Here is a 24,400-nt window from a genome sequence, read left to right as displayed (position 1 = left end):
CGATAACAAGAAAAGCGCCTTGCCATGACCCGAACCGCCCGCGTGACCGACCCCTCCTACGAGCTGATGGATGACCACAACGGGTTGTCCATCATCTATCGCCAGCACGGTTTCCCCTGCCCGCTGGTGCGCTGGCATTTTCACAAGGAATACGAGCTGCACCTGATCGTCGCCAGTTCCGGCAAAGTGTTCATCGGCGACTACATCGGCAATTTCTACCCGCAGACGCTGTTCCTGACCGGCCCCAATCTGCCGCACAACTGGATCAGCCAGGTGGCCGAAGACGAAGTCGTCGAGAAACGCGACATGCTGGTCAACTTCACCGATGAGTTGTTCGAAAGCGGTCATCAGGTGTTCGCTGAACTCAAGACCCTGGCACCACTGCTTGAGCGCGCGCAGTACGGCATCGAGTTCCGCTCACCGCAGACGATTAGTCAGGCCATGACCCTGATGCAACGCATCGCCGATTCCAACGGCATCACCCGTCTCGGGCACTTTTTCATCCTGATGGAATTGCTCGCTGCCTGCGACGACTACCAACTGCTGTCCGGCGCAACCACCCCGCAACTGGCCGATGAGCACAACATCGACCGCACCAACCGCGCAGTCGATTACATCTTCGCCCACTACGCTCGCGAACTGCCGCTGGAGGAAGTCGCCGAGCACCTGGGCATGAAACCCACCTATTTCAGCCGCGTGTTCAAGCAGGCCACCGGGCGCAATTTCATCGAATTCGTCAATCGCCTGCGCATCAGTAAATCCTGCGAACTGCTGGCGGATGGTGACAAACCGGTGACCGAAGTGTGTTTCGAGTCGGGCTTCAACAATATTTCCAATTTCAACCGGCGCTTTCAGCAGCTCAAAGGCATGACGCCTTCGCATTATCGGCGGCTGGTGGTGCAACGCCTGACCGAGCAAAACCACGGCTGATCGCCGAAAACCTGTACGGATTCATGGCTGTCGCCCTTCTGAAACGCCCTTACTTGCGCTTATCGCGCCAATCCAGAGTGCAAAAAAGTATCGATTCAAGTGCTAGGGATGATTTGTCAGCCCTGCGTCAGAAGGCTGTAATCAGTGCACATTCTTCCCCCGCCGGAAGAACACAAAAACAATAACTGTCCTTCTGCTCCCGCCGGGTGCAGAAAAGGAGTGCACGATGCAACCCACTGCAAAAGCTCTGCTTGCCCTCACCTGCATGACCCTCAGCAGCGTCAGCCTTGGCGCCCAGACCCTGACCATCGCCACCGTCAACAACAGCGACATGATCCGCATGCAGAAGCTCTCGAAAACCTTTGAGACCGAGCATCCGGACATCAAGCTGAACTGGGTGGTACTGGAAGAAAACGTCCTGCGTCAACGGCTGACCACCGACATCGCCACCCAGGGTGGCCAGTTCGACGTGCTGACCATCGGCATGTACGAAGCCGCACTCTGGGGCGCCAAGGGCTGGCTGGAGCCAATGAAGGATCTGCCGGCCAGTTATGCCCTCGACGATGTGTTCCCGTCGGTGCGTGAAGGGCTGTCGGTCAAGGGTTCGCTGTACGCGCTGCCGTTCTACGCCGAAAGCTCCATCACCTATTACCGCACCGACCTGTTCAAGGATGCAGGCCTGACCATGCCGGAGCGTCCGACCTGGGAACAGATCGCCGGCTTCGCCGAAAAACTCACCCACAAGGACAAGGAACAGTACGGCATCTGCCTGCGCGGCAAGGCCGGTTGGGGCGAGAACATGGCGCTGATCACCACCGTGGCCAACGCCTACGGCGCGCGCTGGTTCGATGAGCAGTGGAAACCGGAATTCAACGGTCCGGAATGGAAAAACGCGCTGAACTTCTACGTCGACACCATGAAGAAATCCGGCCCGCCGGGAGCCTCCAGCAACGGCTTCAACGAAAACCTGGCGCTGTTCAACAGCGGCAAATGCGCAATCTGGGTCGATGCCAGCGTCGCCGGCTCGTTCGTCACCGACAAGACCCAGAGCAAGGTCGCCGATCATGTCGGCTTCACCTTTGCGCCGCATCAGGTCACCGACAAAGGCTCGGCGTGGCTGTATTCGTGGGCGCTGGCGATTCCGACCAGCTCCAAGGCCAAAGATGCTGCCAAAGCATTCAGCGCCTGGGCCACGTCCAAGGAATACGGCGAACTGGTTGCCAAGACCGACGGCATCGCCAACGTACCGCCGGGCACTCGCGCCTCGACCTACAGCGACGCCTATATGAGCGCCGCACCGTTTGCCAAGGTCACGCTGGAATCGCTGAAAGCCGCTGACCCGAGCAAACCGACCCTCAAACCGGTGCCTTACATCGGCATTCAACTGGTGACCATTCCTGAATTCCAGGGTGTCGGTACCCAGGTCGGCAAGCTGTTCTCCGCCGCATTGATCGGCCAGACCACCGTCGATCAGGCGCTGACCGCCGCGCAACAAACCACCGAACGCGAGCTGAAGCGCGCGGGTTATCCGAAGTAATCCTGCGCATTTCCATGTGGGAGCGAGCCTGCTCGCGATAGCGGTAATCCGGTCTCAATAAATGTGGCGGATGGACCACCCTCATCGCGAGCAGGCTCGCTCCCACAGTGGATCGAGTCTGCCTTTTAAAACGGTTGTGATCACCATGAATACTTCAACTGCCAAAGCCCACATCGACCTGTCGCAGCCCCGGCGCAAAAACCGCGTGGCCAATCCCGGCTGGTTTCTGGTCAGTCCTTCGGTGGCCCTGTTGCTGCTGTGGATGATCGTGCCGCTGGGCATGACCGTCTATTTCTCGATGATCCGCTACAACCTGCTCGACCCGGGCATCAACGAATTTGTCGGGCTGGATAACTTCACCTACTTTCTCACCGATTCCGGGTTCCTCCCCGGAGCCACCAACACCTTGCTGCTGGTGGGCAGCGTGCTGCTGATCAGCGTGGTGTTCGGTGTGTTGATCAGCGCATTGCTGGAGGCCAGCGAATTCTTCGGCCGCGGCATCGTGCGGGTGATGCTGATTTCGCCGTTCTTCATCATGCCCACGGTCGGTGCGCTGATCTGGAAAAACCTGATCTTCCATCCGGTGTCCGGGATCCTGGCCTACATCTGGAAACTGTTCGGCGCGCAGCCGGTGGACTGGCTGGCCCACTACCCGCTGCTGTCGATCATCATCATTGTCTCGTGGCAATGGCTGCCCTTCGCGATCCTGATCCTGATGACCGCCATGCAGTCCCTCGACCAGGAACAGAAAGAAGCCGCCCGCCTCGACGGCGCAGGCCCCGTCGCGATCTTCTGGCACCTGACCCTGCCGCATCTGGCGCGGCCGATTGCCGTGGTCGTGATGATTGAAACCATCTTCCTGCTGTCGGTGTTCGCCGAAATCTTCACCACCACCAACGGCGGCCCCGGCTACGCTTCGACCAACCTCGCCTACCTGATCTACAACCAGGCGCTGGTGCAGTTCGACGTCGGCATGGCCTCGGCCGGCGGCCTGATCGCCGTGGTCATCGCCAACATCGCCGCGATCATTCTGGTGCGGATGATCGGCAAAAACCTGACTGACAAAGCCTGAGGCCTGCCATGACTCTTCAACAATCCCGCCGGCTGCAAAGCCTGCTGCTCGGCACGCTGGCCTGGGCCATCGCGATCATCATTTTCTTCCCGATCTTCTGGATGGTGCTGACCAGTTTCAAGACCGAAATCGACGCCTTCGCCACACCGCCGCAGTTCATCTTCACGCCGACGATGGAGAACTACCTGCACATCAATGAGCGCAGCGACTACTTCAGTTTCGCCTGGAACTCGGTGGTGATTTCCTTCAGCGCCACGGCTCTGTGCCTGCTGATTGCGGTGCCGGCGGCCTACTCGATGGCGTTCTACGAAACCCAGCGCACCAAAGGTACGCTGCTGTGGATGCTCTCCACCAAGATGCTGCCGCCGGTGGGCGTGCTGATGCCGATCTACCTGCTGGCCAAGAGTTTCGGCCTGCTCGACACGCGCATCGCGCTGATCGTGATCTACACGCTGATCAACCTGCCGATCGTGGTCTGGATGGTTTACACCTACTTCAAGGACATCCCCAAAGACATCCTCGAAGCCGCCCGCCTCGACGGCGCCACCCTCGCCCAGGAAATGCTCCGCGTGCTGCTGCCGATCGCCAAGGGCGGCCTGGCTTCGACCGTGCTGCTGTCGCTGATCCTGTGCTGGAACGAGGCGTTCTGGTCGCTGAACCTGACCTCGTCCAAAGCCGCGCCGCTGACCGCGTTGATCGCCTCCTACTCGAGCCCCGAAGGCTTGTTCTGGGCCAAGTTGTCGGCCGTCTCGACGCTTGCTTGCGCGCCGATTCTGATCTTCGGCTGGATCAGCCAGAAACAACTGGTGCGCGGTCTGTCGTTCGGCGCCGTGAAATAAGAATTCGTAAAAGGAGCGCCACCATGGCCAACCTGAAAATCAAGAATCTGCAAAAAGGCTTCGAAGGTTTTTCCATCATCAAGGGCATCGACCTTGAGGTGAACGACAAGGAATTCGTGGTATTCGTCGGTCCGTCGGGCTGCGGCAAATCGACCCTGCTGCGACTGATCGCCGGCCTTGAAGAAGTCAGCGGCGGCACTATCGAGCTGGACGGGCGTGACATCACCGAAGTCAGCCCGGCCAAACGCGATCTGGCGATGGTGTTCCAGACCTACGCGCTGTACCCGCACATGACCGTGAAGAAAAACATGTCGTTCGCCCTCGACCTGGCCGGCGTACCGAAAGCCGAAGTCGAGAAGAAAGTCGGCGAAGCGGCGCGCATTCTCGAACTGGGCCCGATGCTGGAACGCAAGCCGAAGCAACTGTCCGGCGGCCAGCGTCAGCGCGTGGCCATCGGCCGGGCGATCGTGCGCAACCCGAAAATCTTCCTGTTCGACGAGCCGCTGTCCAACCTCGACGCCGCCCTGCGGGTGCAAATGCGCCTGGAACTGCTGCGCCTGCACAAGGACCTCAAAGCAACCATGATCTACGTGACCCACGATCAGGTCGAAGCCATGACCATGGCCGACAAGGTCGTGGTGCTCAATGGCGGCAAGATCGAACAGGTCGGCTCGCCGCTGGAGCTGTATCACCACCCCGCCAACCTGTTCGTCGCCGGGTTCCTCGGCACGCCGAAAATGGGCTTCCTCAAGGGCAAGATTGCCCGGCTCGATGGTGCAAGCTGCGAAGTCTCGCTGGACGCCGGCACGCGCATCATCCTGCCGTTCAACGCGTCGAACCTGAGCGTCGGCAGCGCCGTGACCCTGGGCATTCGTCCGGAACATCTGGAACTGGCGCAACCGGGCGACTGCACCCTGCAAGTCACCGCCGACGTCAGCGAGCGCCTGGGCAGCGACACCTTCTGCCACGTCAAGACCAACGCCGGCGAAGCCCTGACCATGCGCGTACGCGGTGACCTGGCGAGCCGTTACGGCGAACAACTGAACCTGCACCTGGATGCCGCCCATTGCCATCTGTTCGATGCCGACGGCGTGGCGCTGACCCGCCCGTTGCGCGCAGCCGCCTGATTTCGAGACTGACCCGATGAAACTGAACAAGCAAAACCTCAACCGCCTCGCCGCCGAAGTGAAACTGCCGGCCTACAGCCTCAGCGACACCCGCCAGGGCATTGCACACATTGGCGTCGGTGGTTTCCATCGCGCGCATCAGGCGTATTACACCGATGCGCTGATGAACACCGGCGAAGCACTGGACTGGGCGATCTGCGGCGTCGGCCTGCGCGCCGAAGACCGCCGCGCCCGGGACGACCTCAAGGAGCAGGATTACCTGTTCACCCTGTTCGAACTGGGCGACAGCGACGACACCGAAGTCCGCGTCATCGGTGCGATCCGCGACATGCTGCTGGCCGAGGACAGCGCCCAGGTGCTGATCGACAAACTCGCCGACCCGCAGATCCGCATCGTTTCGCTCACCATCACCGAGGGCGGTTATTGCATCGATGACAGCAACGGCGAGTTCATGGCGCACCTGCCGCAGATTCAGCACGATCTGACGAACCCGCAACAGCCGAAAACCGTGTTCGGCTTCCTCTGCGCGGCACTGGCCAAGCGGCGGGCGGCGGGCATTCCGGCGTTTACCGTGATGTCCTGCGATAACCTGCCGCACAACGGCGCCGTCACCCGCAAGGCGCTGCTGGCGTTTACCGCGCTACTGGATCCGGACTTGCGTGACTGGATTGACGCCAACGTCAGTTTCCCCAACGCCATGGTCGACCGTATCACCCCAATGACCAGCACCGCGCATCGCCTGCAACTGGCGGACAAACACGCCGTCGACGACGCCTGGCCTGTTGTGTGCGAACCGTTCGTGCAATGGGTACTGGAAGACAAGTTCGTCAACAGCCGCCCGGCCTGGGAAAAGGTCGGCGTGCAGTTCACCGACGATGTTTCGCCTTACGAAGAGATGAAGATCAAACTGCTCAACGGCAGCCATCTGGCGCTGACGTATCTGGGCTTTTTGAAGGGTTACCGCTTCGTCCACGAGACCATGAACGACCCACTGTTCGTGCGCTACATGCGTGCCTACATGGACCTGGACGTGACGCCGCAACTGGCGCCGGTGCCGGGCATCGACCTGACCGAGTACAAGAACACGCTGGTGGCGCGGTTCTCCAATCAGGCGATTGCCGATCAGCTTGAACGTGTTTGCTCCGATGGTTCGTCGAAGTTTCCCAAGTTCACCATTCCGACGATCAATCGGTTGATTGCCGATGGGCGGGAAACCAGACGCGCAGCGTTGGTGGTGGCGGCCTGGGCGCTTTACTTGAAGGGCGTGGATGAGAATGGTGACACTTATTCGATTCCGGATCCTCGGGCGGCGTTTTGTCAGGCGTTGGTGGCGGAGGATGCTTTGATCACTGAGCGGTTGTTGGGGGTTGAAGAAATCTTCGGTACGGTGATAGCGCGCTCGAAGGAGTTTGTGACGGCGTTCGAGTGGTGCCTGAACAGCTTGCGCGAAGAAGGCGTGACGCGGACTCTCGAGCGTATTCTGACCTGAAAGCCCCTCACCCCAGCCCTCTCCCAGAGGGAGAGGGAGCCGGCCGAGGTGTTTATCCGAGGTACATCGACCTGAACGTTTTGAGTCGAACTCAGGAATTGAAAGGCTCCACAATCTGCTCCCTTTCCCCCTCTCCCCTCTGAGGAGAGGGTTGGGGTGAGGGGTGGCTTTAGAAGTCGCCAAAAAACCAACAGGTTCACACCATGCACAACCAACAGCTCTTCCTCGGCATCGACTGCGGCACCCAAGGCACCAAAGCCATCATCCTCGACGCCACCAGCGGTCAGGTGTTGGGCCAGGGCGCCGCCGCCCACACGATGATCAGCGGCGCCAACGGCCGTCGCGAACAAGACACCCACCAGTGGCTGGAAGCCTTCGCCCTCGCCACCCGCCGCGCCTTGCTGGCGGCAAATGTCGACGGTCAGGGGATTCTCGGCATCGGTGTTTCCGGCCAGCAACACGGGCTGGTGCTGCTCGACGATCAAGGTCAGGTCCTGCGCCCGGCCAAGCTCTGGTGCGACACCGAAACCACGGCTGAAAACGACCGTCTGCTGGCTCATTTGGGCGGCGAAAACGGTTCGCTGGAACGCCTCGGCGTGGTCATCGCGCCGGGCTACACCGTGTCGAAACTGTTGTGGACCAAAGAACAGCATCCAGACGCGTTTTCCCGAATCGCACGGATTCTGTTGCCCCACGACTACCTTAATTTCTGGCTCACCGGCCGTGCGTGCAGCGAATACGGCGATGCATCCGGCACCGGCTATTTCAACGTGCGCACCCGCCAATGGGATTTGCAGCTGCTTCGCGACATCGATGCCAGCGGTCGTCTGCAATCCGCGCTGCCGGAGCTGATCGACGCCCATCAAGCAGTCGGCACGATCCTGCCCGCAATCGCCGAACAGCTGGGCATCAACCCGAACGCGGTGGTGTCCAGCGGTGGCGGCGACAACATGATGGGCGCCATCGGTACCGGCAATATTCAGCCGGGCGCGATCACCATGAGCCTCGGCTCTTCCGGCACGGTGTACGCCTACGCCGAGGCACCGAAGGTCAGCCCGGACGCTTCGGTCGCGACCTTCTGCTCGTCCAGCGGCGGCTGGCTGCCGTTGATCTGCACCATGAACCTGACCAACGCCACCGGGGCGATCCGCGAACTGTTCGATCTTGACCTTGATACCTTCAACGCCTTGGTGGCCCAAGCGCCGATTGGCGCTGAAGGCGTGAGCATGCTGCCGTTCCTCAACGGCGAACGCGTGCCTCCCCTGCCCCACGCCACCGGCAGCCTGCATGGCCTGACGATCGATAACCTGACCCGGGCCAATCTGTGCCGCGCGGCGGTCGAAGGCACCACCTTCGGCCTGCGTTATGGACTGGATCTGCTGCGCCAGAATGGTTTACAAAGCCGCAGCATTTGCCTGATCGGCGGCGGCTCGAAAAGTGCGGTGTGGCGGCAGATCGTCGCCGACATCATGAACACCCCGGTGATCTGCACCGAGCAGAGCGAAGCCGCCGCCCTCGGCGCGGCGATTCAGGCGGCGTGGTGTAAGTCGTGGTCGAACGGCCACGAAGACACCCTGGCCGACCTGTGCGAGCGCTGCGTGAAGCTCGACCTGAACAGTGAAACCCTGCCGGTTGCCGCGAATGTCGCGGCCTTCCAGCAGGCCTATGAACGCTATCGACTGCATGTCGCAACCTTATAAAGAGCAAACAACTATGTACCTGGTGTGTGGCGAAGCGCTGTTCGATTTCTTCAGCGAAGACGATGCCGGCGGGCAAGCATCGAAAGTCAATTTCAAGGCCATTGCCGGTGGCTCGCCGTTCAACGTGGCGGTGGGTTTGCGCCGTTTGGGTGTGGACTCGGCGCTGTTCGCCGGGTTGTCCACCGACTACCTCGGCCGACGTATGCATCAAGTCCTGCAGGATGAAGGCGTCCGTCCGGATTACCTGGTGGATTTCGCCGCGCCGACCACCCTGGCGATGGTCGCGGTGGGCGCCAATGGCTCGCCCCATTACAGCTTCCGTGGCGAAGGTTGCGCCGACCGGCAGTTGAGTCAGGCACATCTGCCGACGCTGGGCCCGCAAGTGCGCGGCCTGCACTTCGGTTCCTTCTCGCTGGTGGTGCAACCGGTGGCCGATACCCTGCTCGCGCTGATTCAGCGTGAAAGCGGCAAACGCCTGATCAGCCTCGACCCGAACGTGCGCCTCAACCCCGAGCCGAACATCGACCTGTGGCGCGAGCGGATCGCCACGCTGGTGCAACTGGCGGATCTGATCAAGGTCAGCGACGAGGACTTGAGCCTGTTGTATCCCGAGCAGGATCCGCAACGCGTCATCGAAGGCTGGCTGCAGCATCGCTGTCAGGTGGTTTTCCTGACCCGTGGCGGTGAAGGCGCGACCGTGTTCAGCCGTGCTCATGGTTCATGGTCGGTGCCGGCCTCTTCAGTGAAGATCGCCGATACCGTCGGCGCGGGGGATACTTTCCAGGCCGCGTTGATCACCTGGCTGACCGAGCATGAGCTGGATTCGGTGGAGGGTGTTCAGCACCTCGGCCGCGAACAAATCGACGCGATGCTCAGGTTTGCCGTACGGGCCGCCGCCCTTACATGCAGCAAAACAGGTCCGGATTTGCCTTATCGCCACCAGTTGACCTGACCGCGTAGACTGGCGCCCTTTTTTGCACGACGGGATGACGGCTTTTGAATTCGGGGCGCACGGTTGGACTGTTGGTGCTGGCGACACTGTTGAGCGGCTGCGGAACATCACCGCCGCGTTCGCCGGAAAACCTCTGCGAGATTTTTCGGGAAAAGAGTGATTGGTACGACGCGGCGCAAGTCACGCAAAAGCGCTGGGGCGTACCGATCCAGGTGCCGTTCGCGATCATGTATCAGGAGTCCGGCTACCGCTACGACGCCAAGACGCCGCGCAAATACCTGCTGTGGGTGATCCCGTGGGGCCGCGTCACGACAGCGTCGGGTTATGCGCAGGCCAAGGATGAAGTCTGGTCCGACTACCAGAAAAGCACCGGCCGCCACGGCGCCGATCGCGAAGACTTCGACGACGCCATCGACTTCGTCGGCTGGTACATGGACAAGACCACTTCGATCAACGGCGTGTACAAGTACGACGCCTACAACCAGTACCTCAACTACCACGAAGGCTGGGGCGGTTTTCGCCAGAAGACTTATGCCAGCAAAGCGTGGCTGCCGCCGGTGGCGCGCAAGGTGCAGAACCGCTCGGACATGTACGGCCAGCAATACGCGGCGTGCAAGGATGATCTGAATCGCGGGTTCTGGAGCCGGTTCTGGCATTGGCTCTGATCCTCGGTGCTCTTTAGGACGCCATCGCGAGCAAGTCGAATCGTCGCACCGCAGCTCCCACAGGTTTCCCGGGTGCTCACTAACTTGTGGCCACCTAAATCCCTGTGGGAGCGGGCTTGCCCGCGAAGACGTCAGCTCAGACACCGCCGACCTATGGGTTACAACACCGAAAAGTTGTAACTCACAATCAACCGGGTCTCATCCACGTCCCGGGCAAACTTCTCGTAGTTGGTGCGGTACGTCGCATTGCGCAAACGCAGGCTGACGTCCTTGAACGTGCCGGTCTGAATCACGTACTTCAACTCGCTGTCACGCTCCCACTCTTTGCCTTCCTGATCACTGCCCGGCACCTTGATGTGGTCACCGTTCACGTAACGGGTCAGGAAGCTCAGGCCGTTGATGCCGATGGCCTTGAAGTCATAGTCGTAACGCAGCTGCCAGGAAAGTTCCTGCGCGGCGGCGAAGTCGTTGACCTGCACGTAGTTCACCAGGTACGGGTTGCTGCCATCCAGATACGGCATCGAATTGTCGCCGTTCATGCGCTGCCACCCGGCACTGAAGGTGTGACCGCTGATGCCGTAGGACAGCATGCCGCTCAAGGCGCGGTTGTCGATGGAGCCCGCTTTCGCATCACCGCTGTCGGCGCTTTTCAGCAAACGCAGATCGGCTTTCAGCACGCCGTCACCCAGCGGCTGATTGGCCAACAGACCCACGAAGTGCTGGCGATAGATGTCCTCCAGTTCGGCGTAGTGATACTGCGCCGTCAGACGATCGTTGATCTTGTAGTCGAAGCCGTACATGTCGAAATGATCGGCGGTGGTGTTGCAGGCATAGCGCTTGTTTTTGCAGTGCACGCGAATGTCCTGGGAATCGGTCGAGTCCCGGGCGGTGTACTTGTCCAGACGTGCAGCCATGAAGGTCAGGTCCTTCACCTCCTTTGAAGTCAGCATCGCGCCGTTGAACATGGTCGGCAGCAGACGGCCGTCGTTGTACTTGAGCAACGGCAGATCCGGCAGCAATGCGCCGTATTTCAACACCGTGTCCGAAACTTTCACCTTGGCGGTCAGGCCCATTTTCGCGTACTGACCTTTCGAGCCACGCGGGTTATCGCCGCTGGAAGGCAGCAGGCCGCTGTTGCTGCGGTCGGGGCTGGAATCGAGCTGAAAACCCGCCATGCCCAGCGCATCAATGCCGAAACCGACGGTGCCTTCGGTGTAGCCCGATTGCAGATTGAGAATGAAACCCTGCGCCGACTCTTCGCGCTTGGACGCGCCCTGATCACTGGAGGTGTGCCCATCACGGAAATCGCGGTTGAAGTACACCGTGCGCGACTCGATCTTCGCCGTGGTGTCTTCGAAAAAACCGCTGGCCTGGACCTGCGCGGTAAAACCGGCACACAGCACGAAGGCTCCGAAGCCAAGCGACTGGCGCGGGGTGATGAGGGGAAATGGGGGACGCATTGAAAACTCCAACAGAACAACGATTGCGCGGGGGCGCAAACAAACTGAAATAGCTCCCGTCCCGGAACAATGAAGAACCGGGAGGCAGTGAACACGCGGGGGTGAGCGGCAATGATGGCAGATGGCTTTGACGTGCTACAGGCGACTTTAGTCTGAAACTGACTGGTTGTTCTTGAACGCTGGTAGTGGTGATTGCACGGAGTCTCTTGCGCGCAAGTGCCCGTTTCACGGGGGACACAACCGGCCTAAGGGTTTTCCCTATGGCTTGAGGCCTGTGCTTCTACGGCATTTGCGCCTTGAACGAGGCGGTTTAATCCTGCACCATCCGCCCACGCTAATCCAAAGGACGGAAAACAAGGCATGCTGGACGCCAATGCTACCCACATTACCCTCACGCTCGAAGGCGCTTCGGCCGATCTGCAAGTCCTCAGTTTCACCGGTCGCGAAGCCCTCAACGAGCCGTTCCGTTTCGACCTCGAACTGGTCAGCGCCCGTCCCGACCTCAACCTTGAAGAACTCCTGCACAAGCCCGGCTGCCTGACCTTCGGCGCCACTGGCGAGGGCAAGATTCATGGTCTGGTGTATCGCATCGAGCAAGGCGACTCCGGCAAGACCCTGACCCGCTACAGCCTGAGCCTGGTGCCGCAACTGGCCTACCTGCGGCACAACCATGACCAGCAGATTTTCCAGCAGCTGACGGTGCCGAAGATCATTGCCCAGGTGCTGGAAGATCGCGGGATCCTGGCCGACGCCTACAGCTTCCAGCTCGGCGCCGAGTATCCGGAGCGTGAGTACTGCGTGCAGTACGACGAATCCGACCTGCATTTCATCCAGCGTCTGTGCGAAGAGGAAGGCATTCACTTCCACTTCCAGCACAGCAGCAGCGGCCACAAACTGGTGTTCGGCGATGACCAGACCGTGTTCCGCAAACTGAAACCGGTGAACTACCAGCAAGACTCCGGCATGACCGCCGACAAACCGGTGATCAAGCGTTTCAACCTGCGCCTGGAAACCCGCACCAGCCGCGTCAGCCGCCGCGACTACGATTTCGAAAAACCGAAGATCCTGCCCGAAGGTGCCGTCAAATCCGAGTTCATGCCGGACCTGGAAGACTACGACTACCCCGGCCGCTTCACCACGCGCGAGCGCGGCAAATTCCTCTCGACCCGAGCGCTTGAACGCCATCGCAGCGACTACAAACTCGCCGAAGGCAAAGGTGACGAGCCGACCCTGACCAGCGGCCACTTCCTGACCCTGGCCGAGCATCCCCGCGCCGAATGGAACGACCTGTGGTTGCTGCTGGAAATCTTCCACGAAGGCAAACAGCCGCAAGTGCTGGGCGAAAACGTCACCAGCGACGTCACCGACAACAAGAGCGATTTCCACCAGGGCTATCGCAACTCGTTCGTGGCCACCCCGTGGGACGCCCACTACCGCCCTGCCCTCGAACACCCGAAACCGAAAGTCCTCGGCAGCCAGACTGCCATCGTCACCGGCCCCGCCGGCGAAGAAATCCACTGCGACCAGTACGGCCGCGTGAAAGTGCAATTCCACTGGGACCGAGAAGGCCAGGCCGACGACAAAACCACCTGCTGGCTGCGCGTCGCCAGCGGCTGGGCCGGCGCAGCCTACGGCGGCATCGCCATCCCACGGATCGGCATGGAAGTGCTGGTGACCTTCCTCGAAGGCGACCCCGACCAGCCATTGGTGACCGGCTGCTTGTACCACAAGGAAAACGTCGTCCCCTACGACCTGCCGGCGAACAAGACCCGCAGCACCTTCAAGACCCTGAGTTCACCGGGCGGAAAGGGCTACAACGAATTCCGCATCGAAGACAAGAAAGGCGCGGAACAGATCTACATCCACGCCCAGCGCGACTGGGACGAAAACATCGAGCACGACCAGAAAATCCGCGTCGGCAACGAGCGGCATGACACGGTTGAAGCCAACACCTACAGCGAGTTCAAGGTCGAAGAACACCGCATCACTCACCTGAATCGCATCAGTGAAATGCGCGCCAACGATCACCTGACCGTCGCCGTGACCCAGCACCTCAAGGTCGGCACGGCGCAACTGGTCGAAGCGGGAACCGAGATCCACTACTACGCCGGCCAGAAAGTCGTGATCGAAGGCGCCATGGAACTGACCGCCAAGGCCGGCGGCAGCTTCGTCAAAGCCGATGCCGGCGGCGTGACCATCAGCGGCGCCGAAGTGAAGATCAACACCGGCGGCGCGCCGGGCGTGGGGACACCGGCAGCGCCGTTGTTGCCGGGCCCGATGAAGGTGGTGGATGCGGATAAGGCCGGGAAAGCACCGCTGCCCGCCCGCCTGAACGAATCAGGCATCACGCCGCTGTGCGGAAAACAGAGTAACGGCGCTTGCAGCCGTAAGGATTGCACATGCATGTAAAAGCGCTGAGTGCTTTGCTGGAAGAGCCTCGCTACAACTTCTCGGACCTGCCGGCAGCGAACCCATCGCTGTGTTTCATCATCGACCAGGGGCTTCAGCCGCAAGCCATGAGCCGGCTCTACCGGGTGGGTGAGCCCGTAGTTTGCGAAGGGCTGTTTTTCCGAACGGAATTCGTCGAGATACCCGATGGCCCCTTGTGGCTGGTCGCCCCCCGAGGCAGCAAACTGGCTGCAGAAGCTGCAAAACTCTGTGAAGAACACTTTTCGGGAATTGCGATCTCGACACCTGACCCGGAAAAAGCCCTGGCTCACGCACGCTGGCTGCTCAAAGCCAACGACGGTTCCGGAGGGCAAAGTTTGCTGAGTTACCACAAGCCGAGCCTGTGGGCAGCACTGGCCTATACCGCCGAAAAGACTTTCGATCAGTTGTTGGGTTGCTGGTCGGCCGTTTACGCCCCCGCGCCAGGAAACTTTGGCCAGCAACGTGGTCCATGGTTAGCCTGGGTGGCTAACGCGGAATCGACATGGTCGGGTGACCACGCGGCATTCAACCTTCCAATGGCGGCCGCTCAAGTTCAGGCGCGCCTTGGATGGGTGTATTGGGTGGATGAAGAGTACGAGGCGTTTGGCGAACCCGGCGAGGATCGTTTGAACGATATTGCTGACAATCTCGACCTGCTGCTCAACAACAACATTTATGACGGCGACCACCTGCTCAAACTGGGTCATGCCGTAAACGGTCCACTGTTTGAAACACAGCCTGAGATCATGACGATCCTGCAATCAAAGGATGAGTCGTTTATCAAAGTAGATCGACTCCTGGAATCAGTCGCCGTCGCCCAACGTTAACGGCGACGCGACAACAGAACGGAATCACCATGGAAATCACGAATCACGCCGTCATGCCCGGCGAAACCCTGGGCCAGATTGCCTCGCGCTACAACAGCACCGTGGCGCAACTGCGCCAACTCAATCCCTTCATTACCAATCCGGACAACGTCAAGGTCGGATGGAATCTGAGCGTACCGAAAAGCGCCCAAGCCGCGTCAGCCAAACCAGCCGCTCAGGCACCCGCTGCGTCTCAAGCGCCTGCCCAGGCATCTCCCGATGCGTCAGCTCAGTGCACGGCTGAGGACCTGGTTGAACTGGACCCCGTCAAGGACGCTCCAGACAAAGCCTCGAAGACCTTCAAGCCGCATGCCCCTCCTTGCAGCAAAACCTTTGCCAGCGCCATTTATGCAACAGAGGAACAAGAGTTCTGGCTGCTGCCCGAGCGTGCAGTGTCTGCCATTAAAGAATCGATGCTCACTCTGGAGAAAATGATTGCGCCGAACAAGGCCCGCGATGCGCGCCTAAACGGGCTGCAAGAGTCAGGTCTGCTCGAGTACTTCCTCGAACCCAAGTTGAGCAACTTCCTCACAGGCGCAAAGCGTGCCCGCATGGAAGAGTTCGAAGCGATGGGCGATGAGATCGAAATCGATCCCGCCACCGCCAAAAAGAGACAGAACGAAGCCAATCGAAACAAACCCGCGGCCGCTCCCGCGCAACCTCCTCAAGAAGACACTGCGCAATCTCGTATGGACCGTTTGAATGCGGACATCGCAGGTCAGGAAAGTATCCGCAAAGAATTTGTCGACTTTCACAAACGGCGGGCTGAGTGGCTTGCGCTGAAAAAAGAGGCTGTAGCGGCTGCAAAGCTTGAAGGCTACTCCTACGAAAGCGGGACGTTGTACTCCAAGGATGCAATTGAAGCCCGCGCCCGCGTTCAAGCGTATCTCGAGGCCCGGAAAAAGCTATTCGCCAATAAAGACTTCAAGCAGGTGTCACTCGAAGATGTCGCCAAGGCCCTCGCTGAGAAGAAAAAAAGTTACGAGAACATCTGCACCGGCATGACCGACTGCACCGCCGACCTCGTCGCTTACGCTTACACGTTGCACAAGAACGCCGACGCGCTGAATTACCACGATTACACTGAATCCATTATCAGAGTTTCAGAATACGGTATCGCGCTTCCAGAGTTCGCGCTGATCAGTGACGGCCTGCCATCGGGCATTGCGCAATTCAAGTTGTACATGGACACCGAGAAGAAACAGGCGGAAATAACCGCACAGCTCCAGGAAAAATACAAACGCTGGATCGAAGCCACCGGGCAAAATGCCCAGGCACCGGCGGGCCTGGTTGATGTCGAGCGAGCCGAGTGGGATCGCCTGCAGAAAATCAAGGACGACCTGCAGGCAACAGCCCAGCGGAATGTGATCGCCGCCAAACCGGGACGCCACCTGATCTGGGAACCGGAAGAGTTCCAGCCCAAACCCGTCGACCGCATGGTTAAACCCGGGTTTCCTTTGCGTGAAGTCAGTCTCTCCGATGCCAAGGGCACGCCCTTGGGCTGGTTCAGCATGACGAACCTGAAGGACTTCAAGAAAATCATCAAGGAAGATGGAAAAAAAGCCCTCCTGTCCCCCAAGAAGATCGGCGAAAGCTTACCGACCGATGCCACAGAAGACTCGGATAAAAACAGCGAAACCAGCTCGTTCCGCCAATGGCTTCTTGCGCAGGGTGCGATCAAGTTCAATGATCAGGTAGGTGACTGTTTTGATGAAAAAGGCTGGTTCAAGGCCAATGACTTTTACGCTTATCTGAAAAAGCAGGGCTACAAAGTCACTGAGCTGGAGAACAGTGCAACTTTGACCAGTTGGGGGAAACACCTTCAGCAACTGGTCTTCAAGAAAAGTGTGCGCGGCAAAATCCGACTGTTCGATAACAGCCCTCAGGCTCAATTCGTCCGCTGCCTGACCCCTCCCCAGCCAAGTATTCACGGTGAAGTGAAGCTGGAAGGTCCGAAAATGAGCGCCGCCGAAGGCTTTCAGATGTCGGCCAACATGGGTTTGAGCCTCGACCTGGCCCGCGGCGAAGTGCAGTTGATGAAGGTCGACATGCCCGCCAAGGAAAGCGCCAAAGACATCACCCTGGATTACCTTCTGGACGGCAAAGCCCAGCAGATGAGTTTTGGCCGATTCTCCTTTCACTTTGGTGTAAAGGCCTGGGGCTACGCCGGCGCGTCCCTGTTGCTGGCCGGTACCGTCGAGTTGAACCCCATCCTCGGCAACGTCAAATACGGAGCCTCCCTCAGCCCCGTCAAACGCGCACAGCGCGAGGACGCCTCGGCCAAAGAAGAACGTGCAGATCACGATGCGGCCAAGAAGGCCAAGGCCGACAGCGGTGACAATAGCCCTACTCCCGACCTTGAACACAAATCAACGTCCGGTACCTATGTCGATACCAAAAGCACAGACCAGGTACTCACCGGCAAAAAAGCCAATGTGCAAATTGAAAACGGGGCAAAGGCCACCTTCAACGTTTTCGGAGGTCTGCAAGCGGCCATTGAACTCACCGGCGCACTGAACTGGGCCCCACCCAAAGACCTCGTCGCACTGCGCACTGCACCCACCATGGGTATCGGCAGCGACAAAGACGCGAAAAAAACCAACCCATGGCTGACCCTCGCCAAGCTGAGTGGGTCTGTAGGGGTTGCGCTGGGTGCGGGATTCCAGGGAACCGCGCAGATATCACTCGATAACGGGCGCTTTATTCTCAACCTGAAAGCGGCAGTGGTATTGGGGCCTGGTGCTAACGGCAGCTTCAAGTTCGAGATTGGGTATGAGGCGGTGGTTGACATCATCAATTTGTATCGCAAAGAACTGCATAAAACCAAAGGCCGTAAAGTCGAATGGATGGACCCAGAGGCAAGTGAATATGCGTCAGCGCTCAACGCATTGGGCGCTGCTGGGTTGAACGTGGCGATGGCGTACATGATGCGTTGGGATGTTGTGATGAGTTTGTATGAAGCGTTGACTCGGAGTGGCAAGGGGGGGCCGATTGCGGACACAATCATGTATTACAGTGACAAAAAAGCTCTTGAGGAATGGTGCATCAATGCCATTCCGGATGCTCTAGGGCCCTTGTTCAGAACCTTAATTAGCACTCCGGAAGCGTTCACTATCACTGCAGCATCAGGAACTAATGGAGTAGCTGATGAAAAGCGGGTGTACAACCAAGCTGAGGCTCACGTTCTGCAACAAAAAGCCATTGAACGAATTCTTGATTGGATCGTTACCAACGCAAAAAAAACGAACACTATCGACAAAGCACAAAGTCAGTTTGAGTTTGCATGCATGTCTATGAACGAATTCGGTATAAAAGATACTAACGCAAAAATGTCTTACTGCAAAAATCGGATGCTACTGGATAGCTTCATGTCCGAAAGCGTGCGCGCGCTCTTCGATGACACCGGCGTTGAAGCCCGAAAATACTACAAGTCCCATGTAAAATTGCTTGGCGCCAATTCTGCCGAGTTCTGCGAACAAAACTATATTCCGCAGCCCAACTACTCCCCTAGCGGCGCAACACCATTTTTAAAGAGTTATTAATAAATGGCACCTTTACAATTGAAAGCAAAAGAAAACACAACACTAGCAATCACATATTTGTTTCTAATAGTCTTGAGCAGTGCCGTATTTGCCAGCCCTATCTCAAGCGCCGCACAAAAAGAACAGAAAGGCATAGTTCTGTACAATCAATTAAAGTTGGACTCTGCAATTCAAGAACTAGAGCGCGAGGCCAGCAGTGGGAGTATTGACTCACAATATTACCTAGGAGAAGCGCTTCGCAAGAAAAGTCGTTACATGTCTCCAGAAGCGCAACACTGGTATGAGACTGCAGCAGAAAACAATAACGTATATGCAATGATACAACTGGGCCGAACAAAAAATGACCTTTGTGAAAAAATTGGAAATTGCCCTCCAACCAAAAAAACACAAGCCGAATGGTTTTCACTCGCTAAAGACTTAGTTCTGCCAAGAGCGGAGAAAGGTGATCCTGAATCGCTATACCTAATGTATGAAATCACACTGAACCGGGAATGGTTGGAAAAATCCGCTAACGCCGGATATTCGCTTGCACAATATTGGATGGCTGTTAGCGAACGACAAGGCGAAGGATTCTTTCTGATTCCCGGAAAACGTGATGCCTCTGTTAAAAAATGGTTATTACTGTCCTCTGAGGGCGGATATCCAAAAGCCATGATGGACTACCTTCAAATTCTATTCGAAGAAGGAGATATGGCAAATGTTCGCCATTGGCTAGAGATTGCCGCAGCAACTGGTGATCAGGCTGCCATAAGCAATTACGGCGCCTACGTAGCGCATACGCCTGACAAAGTTGGTTACTCACTAGACTTGGTCAAAGGCTACGCACTGTTCACCTTACTTGGAGAACTTGATGACAGCGGTGGAATTGGAAGGTATGTTGAGCGAAAAAGTGAAGAGATTCGTGAAAAAATGACTCCCGCACAAATCGAGGAGTCAAAGATAATGGCTAAAGAGTGGAAGGCAACTCACCCGCCCCTCTCTTTTTTTCCTGACAAGCTAGGTAACTAACACCAGTGCTGCTGATACGCCACCTTGTTTTGGCATTATCCATTGCCACCTATACTGCGACCGGCTTAGCAACGCCACAAGGAAGCGAGCCAACTTTAGGCGTGAGTTTGTACAACCAGCTTAAAATTAGCTCAGCCATCTCCGAACTGGAAAAGGAAGCACAATCTGGAAACGTGGAGTCACAGTATTACTTGGGTGAGGCTCTAAGGAAGCGCAATCGCTATATGACTTCCGAAGCGCAACACTGGTATGAAGCAGCTGCAAATAACGGCAACATTTACGCGATGATCCAGTTGGGTCGAAGTAGCCACGACCTGTGCCAACAAATTAGAAATTGTCCCTCAAGCGAGGAAAGTCCGGTTGAGTGGTTTGAAAAAGCCAAAAACTTAACATTTCCCAAAGCCAATGAAGGTGATCCCGAGTCTTTGTATTTAATGTACGAAGTGACACTGGAACGCGAATGGTTAGAAAAGTCCGCGCGTGCGGGTTATGCGCTTGCGCAGTACTGGATGGCTATCGGCGACCGGCAAGGTGAGGGATTTTTCCTTATACCGGGAAAACGTGAAGAAGCCGTCAGTCAGTGGTTGAAAATGGCTTCTGAGGGTGGAAACTCAAAAGCAATGTTGGAGTATATTGAGATCCTTTATAAGAAAAATGATCTTGAAGGTGTCCGATACTGGCTTCAAGCCGCAGCTGAAACTGGGGATCAAAAAGCAATCAGCAGCTATGGCTCTTATATTGCCCATGCGCCTGACCAGGTTGGTTACCCATTGGATCAAGTCAAGGGTTATGCACTAATCAGTCTACTGAAAGAGTTGGATGGGGGCGGTGCCATTCAGGAATTCGTCGAGGATACACTCGAAGAGATTGGAGGCAAGATGACTACCGAGCAGATTGAACGGTCGAAAGCCGTGGCAAAGGAATGGAAGGCCACCCATCCACCGCTCTCCTTTTTTCCCGACAAGCTTGGACGGTAGTTCAACGTCGTCCCTCCGATTACAGTAATTCACGCATAAAAATAGCGGAACGAGTGAAGTGCATTGATGCCTCACTCCTTCCGCTTTTTACTTACAACATCAAACCGGCGCCTGCCAGTTCAACATTTTCTGCTGCGCAACCTGCAGCAAATCACTGCCATCCTGCGTCAGCAGGTACAGCGCATGGGTGATGTGGGGAATGTCCTGGACGTCGGCGTGTTTGAAGCACAGGCAGTGCAGGGTTTCGAGCAGGTCGGCTGCGGCGCGGATGCGTTGCACAGCGGCTTCGAAGAGATCTTTCGGGTTGGCTTGGGTGTCGATGACCAGCGGTGCGCTGTCGGTGACGCCGCTGTTGAGCGGGAGATAGCGGGCGGAGCTTAATTTCAGGATTGGCATTGGAATTACTCAAGGCAGCTTGAAAGTAACCGCCAGCACCGTGACCAAACGATGGGGAGGCGGACTGTGTACAGGCTTGGTCAACCGAGAACCACCTGACTCGGCTCGCCCGAAGGCGACCCTGCACACAGCCGCCACAGCAATGCACTCCACGGACACGAATGTCCGTCGGGGCGAATAATGGCACACATGCACAGGTGATTACGTTAGGTGACCAAACCTAAGCCGCTGATTTTGCAGCGACGCCAAACCATAACCTCCCCACTCCAGCCCCCGAAAGCAGACAAGGCATCCACCCTTGTAGGAATACGCCGAGACTCCCCCGCGAAACAATCCCCGCCCAGACAGCCGGCGTTCAGCCCGGTTAACCATCGCTTAACGCCGCGGTCAAAAACTCTACTGAACCGCACACCCTCAGCCCCTGGCTGACGCCGAGTGCGGCAGGTTTGGCTGGCAATCCGCCAAACTCAATTTCCGTCGCACCGGAGTTCATCATGAACATTCGTCCGTTCCTGCTCACCACCGCCCTCGCCTGCACCGCGTTTGCCGGGCTGGCCCAGGCCAATGACACCTCCAAGGCTGTTCCCTATGAATACGGCATGCCGCTGCATGTCGCCAAAGTGGTTTCCCTGACCGAACCGCAGACGCAGGAGTGCAAGGTCATCACCGCCGACATGAAGTACCTCGACAACACCGGGAAACCGGAAGAAATCAGTTACCGGAAATTATCTGACGCCTGCAGCTTCCAGAACTGACAGAAAGCTCTGATTTGCGGCTTTGCGGTAGGCGAGCACGGGTCTCGAAGAGTATGCTCGGGGCCCTCCTCACTGCCGCAAGGATTCGCCATGCAGTTGTCGTTTCGCACGCTCTCGACCCTCACCTTCTCCCTGTGTTTTCTGCTTTCCTTGGCGTGGGGTCTGGCACCACAGATGTTGCTGGCGATCTGGAGTATCGAGTATTCGGAGGCCGCCGGATTCGTCGCACGGCGCAGCGCAGTGCTCTTTGCGGCTTTGGGGGTGATGTTTTATCTGGTGCGCAACGCGCCCGTGTCGATCGCGCGCAATGCGCTGAGCAACGGCTTTATCGTCGGCTGTTTTGGCCTGGCGGTGCTGGGATTTGCTGAATGGCTCAACGGCCACGCCGGCCCCGGGATTCTGCTCGCGGTGCTGGTCGAGTTCGCGCTGGGCCTTGGCTTCTTGCAGGCCCGGCGCGTGACGGTCGAACTGGGTGAAACGGTGCGTTAAACGACCTTCGATCGCGGGGCATAGGGCTGACTTGTCGCGTTTTGCGCCAAATCAGAACGCAACCCGGCAATCAGGCCATTGATTTCGCGACAGCTGTTCAAGTGACTGGCATCGATGCCACTCACCTGCAACTCAACCTGGTCGGTCTGGTGATCGCCATAGACCTTGACGGTCATCGACAGATCCGGGGACAGCGTGCACTGGCAGCGCTTCGGCAGAAAGCTGCTTTCAATGATGTTGCGGAGTTCCAAGGCAGACAGAAACATGGCGAAACCTCTCCTTACTGTGAGACTGCCAATCAAGTATTCACGTCGACCGTTGCCACGGCTTCCCACGGGTGTATCCCCGCTGAATCCTTGGGTGTGACAAGCGGCTGTGATGCGAAATGCCCATTGGAGTGTAGGCGCCCGAACTCGGTGCGCCGCACCAAATCGACGCATAAAACGTGCCTTTCATCGGGTCGCATTCACCCCCTTGCAAATCAATGGCTTGGCGAAAAGGCAGGCAACTGGCCAGTTGCAAAATGCAAGATTCGATTGTGCAGGCACTGCAATTTGCAAGCGGCTGGCGGTTTGCATTCATCGCCTGTGACAGTGAGAATGCCCGTCAACCAACGTACACCCGCCAGGAGGCTTCAATGGGAAATTTCACTGTTTACGCGACCGCCGGCCTGATGCTCGCCAGCCTGTCCACCCTCGCCCACGCCGCCAAACTTGAAGACACCGCGCCTTATCCGAAGGCCGAAGCGGGCTTCACGCGCCAGGTGATCCACCTGCCGCAACAGGCCCAGGAAGAAAACTTCAAAGTCGAAATCCTTGCCGGCAAGACCCTCGAGGTGGACTGCAACCGCCAGCGTCTGGGCGGCACCCTTGAAGAGAAGAACCTGGAAGGCTGGGGCTATCCGTTCTACCGCCTGGAAAAAGTCAGCGGCCCGATGACCACGCTGATGGCTTGTCCGCCCGGCACCCAGAAAAAACGCGCGTTCGTACCGGTGATCGGTGACGGCTTCACCGTTCGCTACAACAGCAAACTGCCGATCGTGGTTTACGCACCGCAGGACGTTGAAGTGCGTTTCCGTATCTGGTCGGCTTCGGACAAGATTGGCGTGGCCATTCCCGAATAATCTCACGCCACAACACCACACGCCGCCGCTCGCTCGGCGACGTGACGCAAGCTGTCAAAGTTGATATTGGCGCCGGAATCGATGGCGATCAGCGTCTGATTCCGTGCGCCGGTCTGCGCCACGTACTGTTTGATGCCCGCAACCGCCAACGCGCCGGAAGGCTCGGTGATCGAGCGGGTATCGTCGTAGATATTCTTGATCGCCGCGCAGAGTTCGTCGTTGCTGACGGTGATCACTTCATCCACGCAGAAGCGACAGACCTCGAATCCATAGGCGCCGATCTGCGCCACCGCCACGCCATCGGCGAAAGTGCCCACGTTGGGCAGCACCACTCGCTCATCCGCTTGCATGGCAGCCTTCAGGCAGGCCGAGTGCTCCGACTCGACACCGATGATCCGCACCTCCGGCCGCAGGTATTTCACGTACGCCGCGATGCCCGCGATCAACCCGCCACCGCCCACCGGAACGAAGATCGCGTCCAGTGCGCCCTGATGCTCGCGCAGGATTTCCATGGCGACCGTACCCTGGCCAGCGATCACATCGGGATCGTCGAATGGTGAGACGAAGGTTCGCCCGGTCTGCTCGGCCAGTTGCAGCGCGTGGGCCAGGGCAAACGGAAAGCTTTCACCATGCAATAGCGCTTCAGCCCCACGACTACTGACGCCCAGCACTTTCAGTTCCGGGGTAGTCGCCGGCATGACAATGGTCGCGGCAATGCCCAGCTCACGCGCCGCCAGCGCTACGCCTTGCGCATGATTGCCCGCCGATGCCGTGATCACGCCACGGGCCTTCTGCGCGTCGCTCAATTGCACCAGTTTGTTGTAGGCACCACGGATCTTGAAAGAGAACGTCGGTTGCAGGTCTTCGCGCTTGAGCAAGATCCGGTTGCCCAGTGTTCCGGACAGGGCCGGCGCAGGTTGCAGCGGCGTGCGCACCGCCAGTTCATACACCGGCGCGGCGAGGATCTTTTTCACGTACTGTTCAAGCAAGGCTTTCTGGTCGGGGCTGTGGCGCATGGTCGTCTCCTGACTTTTTATTCAGAC

The 24,400-nt window shown here is 58.1% G+C and carries 21 protein-coding genes and 1 pseudogene; 17 read left to right on the top strand and 5 right to left on the bottom strand.

Going from position 1 to position 24,400, the window contains the following annotated elements; translation table 11 throughout:
* Nucleotides 1-24 precede the first annotated feature (24 nt).
* The 9 genes from C6Y56_RS13750 to C6Y56_RS13710 all read left to right on the top strand — a co-directional run bounded on the left by C6Y56_RS13750 (nt 25) and on the right by C6Y56_RS13710 (nt 10,311).
* The gene (locus C6Y56_RS13750) at nt 25-930 is read left to right on the top strand and encodes an AraC family transcriptional regulator (RefSeq protein ID WP_169430344.1); all 906 of its coding nucleotides are present in this window, start codon (nt 25-27) and stop codon (nt 928-930) included.
* Nucleotides 931-1,156: 226 nt separating this feature from the next.
* Nucleotides 1,157-2,467 carry an ABC transporter substrate-binding protein gene (locus tag C6Y56_RS13745; RefSeq protein WP_169430343.1) on the top strand — a complete coding sequence of 437 codons (1,311 nt, stop codon included), beginning with the start codon at nt 1,157-1,159 and terminating at the stop codon, nt 2,465-2,467.
* A 145-nt stretch (nt 2,468-2,612) separates the two neighbouring features.
* Complete coding sequence (locus C6Y56_RS13740; protein WP_134826769.1) at nt 2,613-3,539, top strand: carbohydrate ABC transporter permease; 927 nt, start codon at nt 2,613-2,615, stop codon at nt 3,537-3,539.
* 8 nt (nt 3,540-3,547) lie between these two features.
* A complete protein-coding gene (locus tag C6Y56_RS13735) occupies nt 3,548-4,378 on the top strand; it encodes a carbohydrate ABC transporter permease (protein WP_169430342.1) in 831 nt (276 codons plus the stop codon).
* Between the two features lie 23 nt (nt 4,379-4,401).
* Entirely contained in the window at nt 4,402-5,505 is a 1,104-nt protein-coding gene (locus C6Y56_RS13730) for an ABC transporter ATP-binding protein (RefSeq protein WP_169430341.1), read from the top strand.
* Between the two features lie 16 nt (nt 5,506-5,521).
* Nucleotides 5,522-6,994: a mannitol dehydrogenase family protein gene (locus C6Y56_RS13725; RefSeq protein WP_169430340.1), complete on the top strand. Its 1,473-nt coding sequence runs from the start codon at nt 5,522-5,524 to the stop codon at nt 6,992-6,994.
* Between the two features lie 203 nt (nt 6,995-7,197).
* Complete coding sequence (gene xylB / locus C6Y56_RS13720) at nt 7,198-8,694, top strand: xylulokinase (RefSeq protein WP_169430339.1); 1,497 nt, start codon at nt 7,198-7,200, stop codon at nt 8,692-8,694.
* A 13-nt stretch (nt 8,695-8,707) separates the two neighbouring features.
* Nucleotides 8,708-9,646, top strand: coding sequence for a carbohydrate kinase family protein (locus tag C6Y56_RS13715; RefSeq protein WP_169430338.1), 939 nt, complete (start codon nt 8,708-8,710; stop codon nt 9,644-9,646).
* A gap of 44 nt (nt 9,647-9,690) precedes the next feature.
* Nucleotides 9,691-10,311 (top strand): hypothetical protein, encoded by a 621-nt coding sequence (locus C6Y56_RS13710; protein ID WP_169430337.1) that lies wholly within the window; start codon nt 9,691-9,693, stop codon nt 10,309-10,311.
* Between the two features lie 158 nt (nt 10,312-10,469).
* Here C6Y56_RS13710 and C6Y56_RS13705 read toward each other — a convergent pair whose 3' ends face one another.
* Nucleotides 10,470-11,771 (bottom strand): OprD family porin, encoded by a 1,302-nt coding sequence (locus C6Y56_RS13705; protein ID WP_169430336.1) that lies wholly within the window; start codon nt 11,769-11,771, stop codon nt 10,470-10,472.
* A gap of 360 nt (nt 11,772-12,131) precedes the next feature.
* Between C6Y56_RS13705 and C6Y56_RS13700 the strand changes: the two genes are divergently transcribed.
* The 5 genes from C6Y56_RS13700 to C6Y56_RS13680 are packed head-to-tail and all read left to right on the top strand — an operon-like array spanning nt 12,132 to nt 20,594.
* Entirely contained in the window at nt 12,132-14,180 is a 2,049-nt protein-coding gene (locus C6Y56_RS13700) for a type VI secretion system tip protein VgrG (protein ID WP_169430335.1), read from the top strand.
* Nucleotides 14,171-15,028 carry a DUF4123 domain-containing protein gene (locus tag C6Y56_RS13695; protein WP_169430334.1) on the top strand — a complete coding sequence of 286 codons (858 nt, stop codon included), beginning with the start codon at nt 14,171-14,173 and terminating at the stop codon, nt 15,026-15,028. The genes C6Y56_RS13700 and C6Y56_RS13695 overlap by 10 nt, the downstream gene beginning before the upstream one ends.
* A 29-nt stretch (nt 15,029-15,057) precedes the next feature.
* A complete protein-coding gene (locus tag C6Y56_RS13690; RefSeq protein WP_169430333.1) occupies nt 15,058-18,609 on the top strand; it encodes a LysM peptidoglycan-binding domain-containing protein in 3,552 nt (1,183 codons plus the stop codon).
* Between the two features lie 3 nt (nt 18,610-18,612).
* A complete protein-coding gene (locus C6Y56_RS13685) occupies nt 18,613-19,617 on the top strand; it encodes a tetratricopeptide repeat protein (protein WP_169430332.1) in 1,005 nt (334 codons plus the stop codon).
* A 5-nt stretch (nt 19,618-19,622) separates the two neighbouring features.
* Complete coding sequence (locus C6Y56_RS13680) at nt 19,623-20,594, top strand: tetratricopeptide repeat protein (protein ID WP_249314425.1); 972 nt, start codon at nt 19,623-19,625, stop codon at nt 20,592-20,594.
* 99 nt (nt 20,595-20,693) lie between these two features.
* Here C6Y56_RS13680 and C6Y56_RS13675 read toward each other — a convergent pair whose 3' ends face one another.
* Nucleotides 20,694-20,990, bottom strand: coding sequence for a hypothetical protein (locus C6Y56_RS13675; RefSeq protein WP_025109577.1), 297 nt, complete (start codon nt 20,988-20,990; stop codon nt 20,694-20,696).
* Between the two features lie 364 nt (nt 20,991-21,354).
* Complete coding sequence (locus tag C6Y56_RS13670; protein WP_169430331.1) at nt 21,355-21,492, bottom strand: hypothetical protein; 138 nt, start codon at nt 21,490-21,492, stop codon at nt 21,355-21,357.
* Between C6Y56_RS13670 and C6Y56_RS13665 the strand changes: the two genes are divergently transcribed.
* Nucleotides 21,485-21,745: a DUF2790 domain-containing protein gene (locus C6Y56_RS13665; protein ID WP_011334038.1), complete on the top strand. Its 261-nt coding sequence runs from the start codon at nt 21,485-21,487 to the stop codon at nt 21,743-21,745. The genes C6Y56_RS13670 and C6Y56_RS13665 overlap by 8 nt on opposite strands.
* Nucleotides 21,746-21,835: 90 nt before the next feature.
* Nucleotides 21,836-22,234, top strand: coding sequence for a hypothetical protein (locus C6Y56_RS13660; protein WP_169430330.1), 399 nt, complete (start codon nt 21,836-21,838; stop codon nt 22,232-22,234).
* Here the strand turns inward: C6Y56_RS13660 and C6Y56_RS13655 are convergent.
* A complete protein-coding gene (locus C6Y56_RS13655) occupies nt 22,231-22,500 on the bottom strand; it encodes a DUF1652 domain-containing protein (protein WP_169430329.1) in 270 nt (89 codons plus the stop codon). The genes C6Y56_RS13660 and C6Y56_RS13655 overlap by 4 nt on opposite strands.
* Before the next feature lie 371 nt (nt 22,501-22,871).
* Between C6Y56_RS13655 and eco the strand changes: the two genes are divergently transcribed.
* A complete protein-coding gene (gene eco / locus C6Y56_RS13650; protein WP_169430328.1) occupies nt 22,872-23,357 on the top strand; it encodes a serine protease inhibitor ecotin in 486 nt (161 codons plus the stop codon).
* A gap of 26 nt (nt 23,358-23,383) precedes the next feature.
* Here eco and ilvA read toward each other — a convergent pair.
* Nucleotides 23,384-24,373: pseudogene (gene ilvA, locus C6Y56_RS13645) on the bottom strand (threonine ammonia-lyase, biosynthetic); the annotation flags it as partial.
* Between the last annotated feature and the right edge of the window lie 27 nt (nt 24,374-24,400).

The organism is Pseudomonas fluorescens (assembly GCF_012974785.1).
Classification (GTDB): Bacteria; Pseudomonadota; Gammaproteobacteria; order Pseudomonadales; family Pseudomonadaceae; genus Aquipseudomonas; species Aquipseudomonas fluorescens_BT.
This window is presented reverse-complemented; position numbering and strand designations above follow the sequence as displayed.